The organism is Streptomyces poriferorum (assembly GCF_019399235.1).
Lineage (GTDB): Bacteria > Actinomycetota > Actinomycetes > Streptomycetales > Streptomycetaceae > Streptomyces > Streptomyces poriferorum.
Genome location: NZ_JAELVH010000348.1, coordinates 1 through 6,000 on the forward strand (window position 1 = coordinate 1; position 6,000 = coordinate 6,000).

Genomic DNA, 6,000 nt, shown 5'->3' on the forward strand with positions numbered 1-6,000 from the left:
CGCGACGACGACCGGGGGCGCGGTGGTGCCGGGCTGGTTGTACGAGATCGTGCGGGTGACGACGCGGCCGCTGGGGAGTCGTACGCGGCTGCGGTGCAGGTAGCCCTCGGCTTCCAGTTCGTGCAGGGCGGCAGCGATGCGGGCTTCGCTCTCCGGGAAGCGGTCGGTCAGGACCTTGATGCCGACTTTGGCCCCGGTGGGCAGTGACTGGATGTGGACGGCGAGGCCGATCGCGATGAGCGAGAGCTCGTGGTGCTGGGCGAGGTGGTTGCCGATGATCACGAAGCCGGAGACGTGGCGGGTGTTGACGTGGAGGACGCCGGATGTCGGCGTGACGTCAGGGGGTCCGGATGTGCCGGGGGAGCCGGGCTGGGCGCACGGGGGCGCGATAACCTGCGGGGTATCCATCGGGAAGGTGTCTTCTTCCTCGTGGTCAGGCCCCCGCTCGGGATTCTCAGTCCCGGCCGGGGCCGTCTCAGTTCTGTGGTTGTCGCGGCGAGCATATGCCAGCCAACCCGCCTCGAATCCAGCCCAGTTGCCATTGTTCACTCGCGCGAGTGATGCAGGTCAGGACGGGGGTGGGGTCGGGTTTTGGTTGGGTTATTTCCCTGAGTTCTTTAAAAGCCTTTAGACGTCGTGGGCGGCCGCGTCGCGAGCGACCGGGTCGTGGCCGCGTAAGTCGTGGGCATCCGCGACCCGGTGGCAGTTGTCCGGGAAGTGTCCGGCGCTGTCCCGGTTGTCCGGAGTGACGCGCGGGCAGCGAATGCCGTTGAGGAAAGAACGGCACGCACGTCGGAAGTGGGGCACGGATGAGTGTGGACGGGGTCGGTACGGAGCAGGGCGAAGGCGGGGCGGACGAGCCCGGCTGGGAGGTCGACCCCGATGACGAGTCGGGCGCCGCGGTGGTGGCCGCGGTGGGACGCCAGATCCGGGCGTGGCGGGAGGCAGCGGGCCTGCGGGCCTGTGAGCTCGGGGCCGCGATCGGGTACGGGGAGGACCTGGTCTACAAGGTGGAGGGCGGGCGGCGCATCCCGCGGCCGGAGTTCCTGGACCGGACGGACGAGGTGGTCGGCGCGGGCGGCAAGCTGGCCGCGATGAAGCGGGATGTGGCGGAGGTCCGGTACCCGAAGAAGGTGCGGGATCTGGCGAAGCTGGAGGCCAAAGCCGTTCAGGTGGAGTCGTATCACCACCACAACATCAACGGACTCCTTCAGACCGAGGACCATATGCGCGCCCTGTTCGCGTCTTGGCTTCCGGCGTACACGCTGGACGAGATGGAGCGCGTGGTGGCCGCGCGCATGGCCCGGCGGTCCATCTTCGACCGCGACCCGCTCCCGTCGCTCAGCTTCGTCCAGGAGGAGGTGACGCTGCGCCGTCCCGTCGGTGGTGCGGCGGCGCGGTGTGGCCAGCTCGAACGCCTCCTGGAAGTGGGGCGATTGCGTAACGTGTCGATCCAGGTGATGCCGACTCAACGTGAGGAACATCCGGGCACGGGCGGGCTGATCGAGGTGCTGAAGTTCCCCGACGGCAGCGCGGTGGGCCGCTCCGAGGGCGCGTTCGGTGGCCGACCCGTCTCCGACCCGAAGCAGCTCAGGATCCTTGAGTTGCGCTATGGGATGATCCGGGCCCAGGCCCTCTCGCCCAGGGAGTCACTGGCCTTCATCGAGCAACTGCTGGGAGAGTCATGATCGACAAGCCCTCTGCCGTGGACGCGGCCGAGCCGTCGTGGTTCAGGAGCAGCTACAGCAGTAGCGGTGACGGCAACGACTGCGTCGAGGTCGCCGCCGCCCCGCACACCGTCCACGTCCGCGACTCCAAGCGCGCCCAGGGACCCCGCCTCGCCTGTGACCCGGCCGCCTGGGCGGCCTTCGTCGCGTACGCGGCGCAGGGCTGAGGGCCGCGTGGGGCATCCTCGTCTGCCGAGCACCGAGACCGCGGTCGTCGCGGTCCGTGAGGTCGCGAGCGCGTACAACCTGGAGATGACCGTCACCGACGACATCGGTGCCGACCAGACCTCCCGCCGCGCCTCCGCCGGGGCGTTCGCCGTGCTCGACACGGACGGCTCGCTGCCGCATGAGGCCTTCATCGAGCTGGGCGGTGCGCCCGCCGTCACCGTCCAGGTCTTTCCCGAGGACGACGCGAAGATCACCGTCGATGGAGTGGAGTTCGAGGACGTCCCCCGCGACTCCGTGCCCGCGTTCCTCCGTTCCGTGTACGGCGGCATCGCGTACGTGAAGGGGAGGTTCTTCCCGCCCGGCCAGTGGCTCGTCGTCCCGCTGCCCGGTGACGAGACGTACAAGGAACTCGTCCCGCGCGCGATGCTCAGCCCGTGGCTGGCCCGCAACTTCCGCAGCTGAGCCCGGCGCTCCGCGGGCCGGGGGACCGGCCGGCAAACGATCACGGCAGGCCCTCTTGCCTGTCCATGCCCCAACCCATAAGTTACCGACAGGTAGCTCGCGTGGGTTGGGCCGCTTCCTCGTTCTGGCCGTAGCGCGCAGTCACTCCCGCCATCCGCTCAGTCCGAAGGAGCCACCGTGCCCTCGCTCGACCGCCACGACAACGTTTTCGTCCTCGACCTCGGGGACGGGGAGAACCGCTTCCACCCCGACTGGCTCGCCGCCGTCGGCGCCGCGCTCGACGAGGTGGAGAAGGCGGAGGGCCCCCGCGCCCTGGTCACCGCCGCGACCGGCAAGTTCTACTCCAACGGGCTCGACCTGGACTGGCTGTTCGCCCACGCCGACCAGCACCAGGACTACGTCGTCTCGGTCCACGAGCTCCTCGCCCGGATGCTGTCGCTGCCGGTCATCACGGTGGCCGCACTTCAGGGGCACACCTTCGCCGCCGGTGCGATGTTCTCGCTCGCCCACGACTTCCGCGTCATGCGTGCCGACCGCGGCTACTGGTGCCTGCCCGAAGCGGACATCAACATCCCGTTCACGCCCGGCATGGCCGCCCTCATCCAGTCCCGGCTGACTCCTCGGGCCGCGCACGAGGCCATGCTCACCGCCCACCGCTACGGCGGGTCCGAGGCCGCGGCAGCCGGCATCGTCGACCGGGCGGTCAGTGAGGACGCCGTGCGCTCCACGGCGATCGAGATCGCGCAGGCGCAGGTGAACAAGGCCGGTGACACCGTCGGCACCATCAAGGCCCGCATGTACGCACCGGCCCTGGCCACCCTGCGCGACACCACCGACCCGCTCGGCTGAGCCGCCACCGTGCCGTGGGATGCGAACCCACGGTCCGTCAATTGCCTTCCATGTGAGCATGGTTGTCGTGGCTCTACAATCCTGCGGTGATCGCGCCGACCGGCGTGACCCGAAAGGACCGGCGAGTTGACCACGTACATACCGGGGCACAGACCCCGGCCGAATCACCGACACGCTCACGTGCCCGCGGAGACCCGAGGACGAGCTGCGCGGGGCACCGGCCGTCGGGCGGTCCCGTGCCGTTGAGCGACGACAGGCGACAGGTCGCGACGGTGGCCGACCTCCCCGTGCCGCTGGCGAAACTGCTCTGGCGGCAGCACACCGTCTACCGCGAACGTGACGGCACCGTGGTGATCCGGGGCGAGGACGCCGGACGCTGGATCAGCCTGGCGTCCCATGGGCGCGGCCGGGTGAGGGTGCGGGCGGGCCGCATCCTGGACGGCGGCACGACCGCCCCGGCGCGCGCCGAGACCACCGTGCCCCTGGACGGCGACATCGCCCGTCTCGCGGCCTGCTGCCGCGGCCTGCTGGCCGAGACGGCCGGCGCGAGGGCGGCGGGGACGCCGCAGCCCTCGCCCCTGACGGCCGCCCGGCCCCCGAAAGGCCCCCGGAAGGCCGGGCGCAGGCGGGGGGCGACCGTCCTGGTGTGTGCCGCCGCCGTCGTCGTGGGACTGATCGCCGCCTCGATGTTCGGCTGAACCGGGGACGGGCGCGGCGCGCACGTGCATAACCCCCGGTCCGGACGAGGGCGCCGCGGCCCGTGGCATCCGCGCACGCGCATAGCGCCCGGTCCGGACGCGGGCGTTGCGGCCCCGTGGCGTACCTTGCCTGTCCATGACGGACATCGACAAGCTCACCGGCCTGTTCGAGGCGCTGGGCGCCGACGACGCCTCGGGCTGGGCCGAGTCGGAGGCCGAGGAGAACATCCCTCAACTGGCCCGGTACCGCTTCCTGCGCATGGTCTGGCAGGACATCGACGCATGGAGCTCGGCGGCTCCCGACTGGATCGCGGCCTACCGGAAGGAAGGTCTGGCGAGCGGGGCCGTCGAGCGGGCGGTCCGGCTCGGGCTGACGCCTGGTGAACTGGGGGAGATAGCCCGGGAGGTGGCGAAGGAGACCGCGTTCGGTCTCCTCTACGGGCTGGCGGACCCGGCGGACGGCGATCTACCGCCCGAGGCCGAGGCGCAGCTGCCCGGCTGGTGTCTGGCCGAACTGTCGCCGGAAGGAAAGCCGACGGGACGGATCCTGGACGCGCTCTACGAGGACCTGGACGAAGTCGAGCCGCAGGGCCCGGCCGGAGGTGTCGCATGACCGCTTTCGATGTGAGCGAGCGGCGGATCTGGGACGGGCGCGCCGAGAGTTACGCCCGTACCTTCGGCCGGCTCTGTGCCCACACGGTGCCCGCCCTGCTGGACGCCGCGTCCGCCGCCGCCGGAACCCGTCTGCTCGACGTGGGGTGCGGCAGTGGCAGCGTGACGGTGGCCGCTGCCGGGCGGGGAGCCGTCGTACGGGCCGTGGACGCCGAACCGGGCATGGTCGCGGCCACCCGGCGGGCGGCGCCCGGAGTCGACGTACGCATTGGCTCGCTGCCCCAGCTTCCTTACCCCGACGGCGAGTTCGACGCCGTCGTGGCCAACTTCGTGCTCAACCACGTCGGACGGCCGCTGGACGCCCTGGTCGAACTGCGCCGGATCACCCGCTCCGGCGGCCGGATCGCCGTCACGGTCTGGCAGACGCCGGGCGCGCCCGGCCAGGCACTGATCGGCCGCGCCGCCGCGGCCGCCGGTCTGACCCGGCCCGGCTGGCTGGCCACGGTCGACGAGGAGCACGACTTCCCGCGCACCCCGGCAGGGCTGGGCGCTCTGCTGACGGCGGCCGGACTCGGGGACGTACAGGGCACATCGCTGTCCTGGGACCACCGGGCCGCTGCCGAGGACTGGTGGGCCGGACCCGCCTCCGGGGTTGCCGCGATAGGGCAGCTGGTCAACAGCCGGGGGCCGGAGGGGGTGGCCGCAGCGAAGCGGGAGTACGACGTGATGTGCAAGGAATTCGAGGGCGCGGACGGGCTGTTGGCGCTTCCGCACGTGGCGGTGCTCGCTCACGGGAAGGTGTAGCGGCGGGCAAGGCGAAGGGCCCCGACGGTACGGCCGTCGGGGCCCTTCGTGTGTACGACGTACCCGGTCAGTTGCCGGTGACCGTGACCTTCTCGTCGTTGTTGAGCTGCTCGACCAGCTGCTTGACCTTGGCCTTGTCCCAGAGCAGGTTGCCGCCCGATGAGCCGGAGATCGGGATGTTCAGCGACGCCCCGTCACCGCCCGTGACGCCCTTCATGGCGAAGAACATCTGGCTCAGGGACCACAGCGACATGTCCTTGTCCACGATGAGGGTGTCGAGACCGGCGCCCATCGTCGGGTACAGCTTGAACGGGTTGAGGATCGTCGACGGCGTCGCCGTCTGGCTCGCCAGCGCCGCGAGGAACTTCTGCTGGTTCTTCGTACGGTCCAGGTCCGAGGTGAAGGCGTGCCGGGTCCGGACGAAGGCGAGAGCCTGCTGCCCGTCGAGCGTCTGCTTGCCGGCCTGGAAGTCGGCGCCGGAGTACTTGTCCTTGAACGCCTTGGGGATGTCCAGCTCCACGCCGCCGATCGCGTCCACGATCTTGGCGAAGCCGCCGAAGCCGATCTCGACGTAGTGGTCGATGTGCAGCCCGGTGTTGAACTCGACGGTACGGACGAGGAGCTCGGGGCCGTCCTCGGCGTACGCGGCGTTCAGCTTCGTCGTGCGGCCCGTGCCCGCG

General features: G+C 70.7%; 8 protein-coding genes and 1 pseudogene. 7 read left to right on the top strand and 2 right to left on the bottom strand.

What is annotated here, in order from left to right; all coding sequences use genetic code 11:
• Positions 1-408 (bottom strand): annotated as a pseudogene (locus JGS39_RS35310) (helix-turn-helix domain-containing protein); the annotation flags it as partial.
• Positions 409-809: 401 nt separating this feature from the next.
• Here JGS39_RS35310 and JGS39_RS35315 point away from each other — a divergent pair.
• The 7 genes from JGS39_RS35315 (at position 810) to JGS39_RS35345 (ending at position 5,320) form a co-directional block, all read left to right on the top strand.
• Entirely contained in the window at positions 810-1,688 is an 879-nt protein-coding gene (locus JGS39_RS35315) for a helix-turn-helix domain-containing protein (RefSeq protein WP_219573848.1), read from the top strand.
• Positions 1,685-1,894, top strand: coding sequence for a DUF397 domain-containing protein (locus JGS39_RS35320; protein ID WP_219573849.1), 210 nt, complete (start codon positions 1,685-1,687; stop codon positions 1,892-1,894). The genes JGS39_RS35315 and JGS39_RS35320 overlap by 4 nt, the downstream gene beginning before the upstream one ends.
• A 7-nt stretch (positions 1,895-1,901) precedes the next feature.
• A complete protein-coding gene (locus JGS39_RS35325; RefSeq protein WP_219573850.1) occupies positions 1,902-2,357 on the top strand; it encodes a hypothetical protein in 456 nt (151 codons plus the stop codon).
• A 177-nt stretch (positions 2,358-2,534) separates the two neighbouring features.
• Positions 2,535-3,206, top strand: a complete 672-nt coding sequence (locus JGS39_RS35330) for an enoyl-CoA hydratase-related protein (protein WP_219573851.1) — start codon at positions 2,535-2,537, stop codon at positions 3,204-3,206.
• 242 nt (positions 3,207-3,448) lie between these two features.
• The gene (locus JGS39_RS35335; RefSeq protein ID WP_236064412.1) at positions 3,449-3,904 is read left to right on the top strand and encodes a hypothetical protein; all 456 of its coding nucleotides are present in this window, start codon (positions 3,449-3,451) and stop codon (positions 3,902-3,904) included.
• A 136-nt stretch (positions 3,905-4,040) separates the two neighbouring features.
• Entirely contained in the window at positions 4,041-4,517 is a 477-nt protein-coding gene (locus JGS39_RS35340; RefSeq protein ID WP_148018990.1) for a hypothetical protein, read from the top strand.
• Positions 4,514-5,320 (top strand): class I SAM-dependent methyltransferase, encoded by an 807-nt coding sequence (locus JGS39_RS35345; RefSeq protein WP_219573852.1) that lies wholly within the window; start codon positions 4,514-4,516, stop codon positions 5,318-5,320. The genes JGS39_RS35340 and JGS39_RS35345 overlap by 4 nt, the downstream gene beginning before the upstream one ends.
• A 67-nt stretch (positions 5,321-5,387) precedes the next feature.
• Here the strand turns inward: JGS39_RS35345 and JGS39_RS35350 are convergent.
• Positions 5,388-6,000, bottom strand: a 613-nt coding sequence (locus JGS39_RS35350) for an LCP family protein (RefSeq protein WP_219573853.1), incomplete at its 5' end; no start/stop codon positions are given.

What these genes read in the sequence shown, in the direction of transcription:
- JGS39_RS35315 (WP_219573848.1), top strand. Translation starts at nt 810, where the DNA reads ATGAGTGTGGACGGGGTCGGTACGGAGCAGGGCGAAGGCGGGGCGGAC.
- JGS39_RS35320 (WP_219573849.1), top strand. Translation starts at nt 1,685, where the DNA reads ATGATCGACAAGCCCTCTGCCGTGGACGCGGCCGAGCCGTCGTGGTTC.
- JGS39_RS35340 (WP_148018990.1), top strand. Translation starts at nt 4,041, where the DNA reads ATGACGGACATCGACAAGCTCACCGGCCTGTTCGAGGCGCTGGGCGCC.
- JGS39_RS35345 (WP_219573852.1), top strand. Translation starts at nt 4,514, where the DNA reads ATGACCGCTTTCGATGTGAGCGAGCGGCGGATCTGGGACGGGCGCGCC.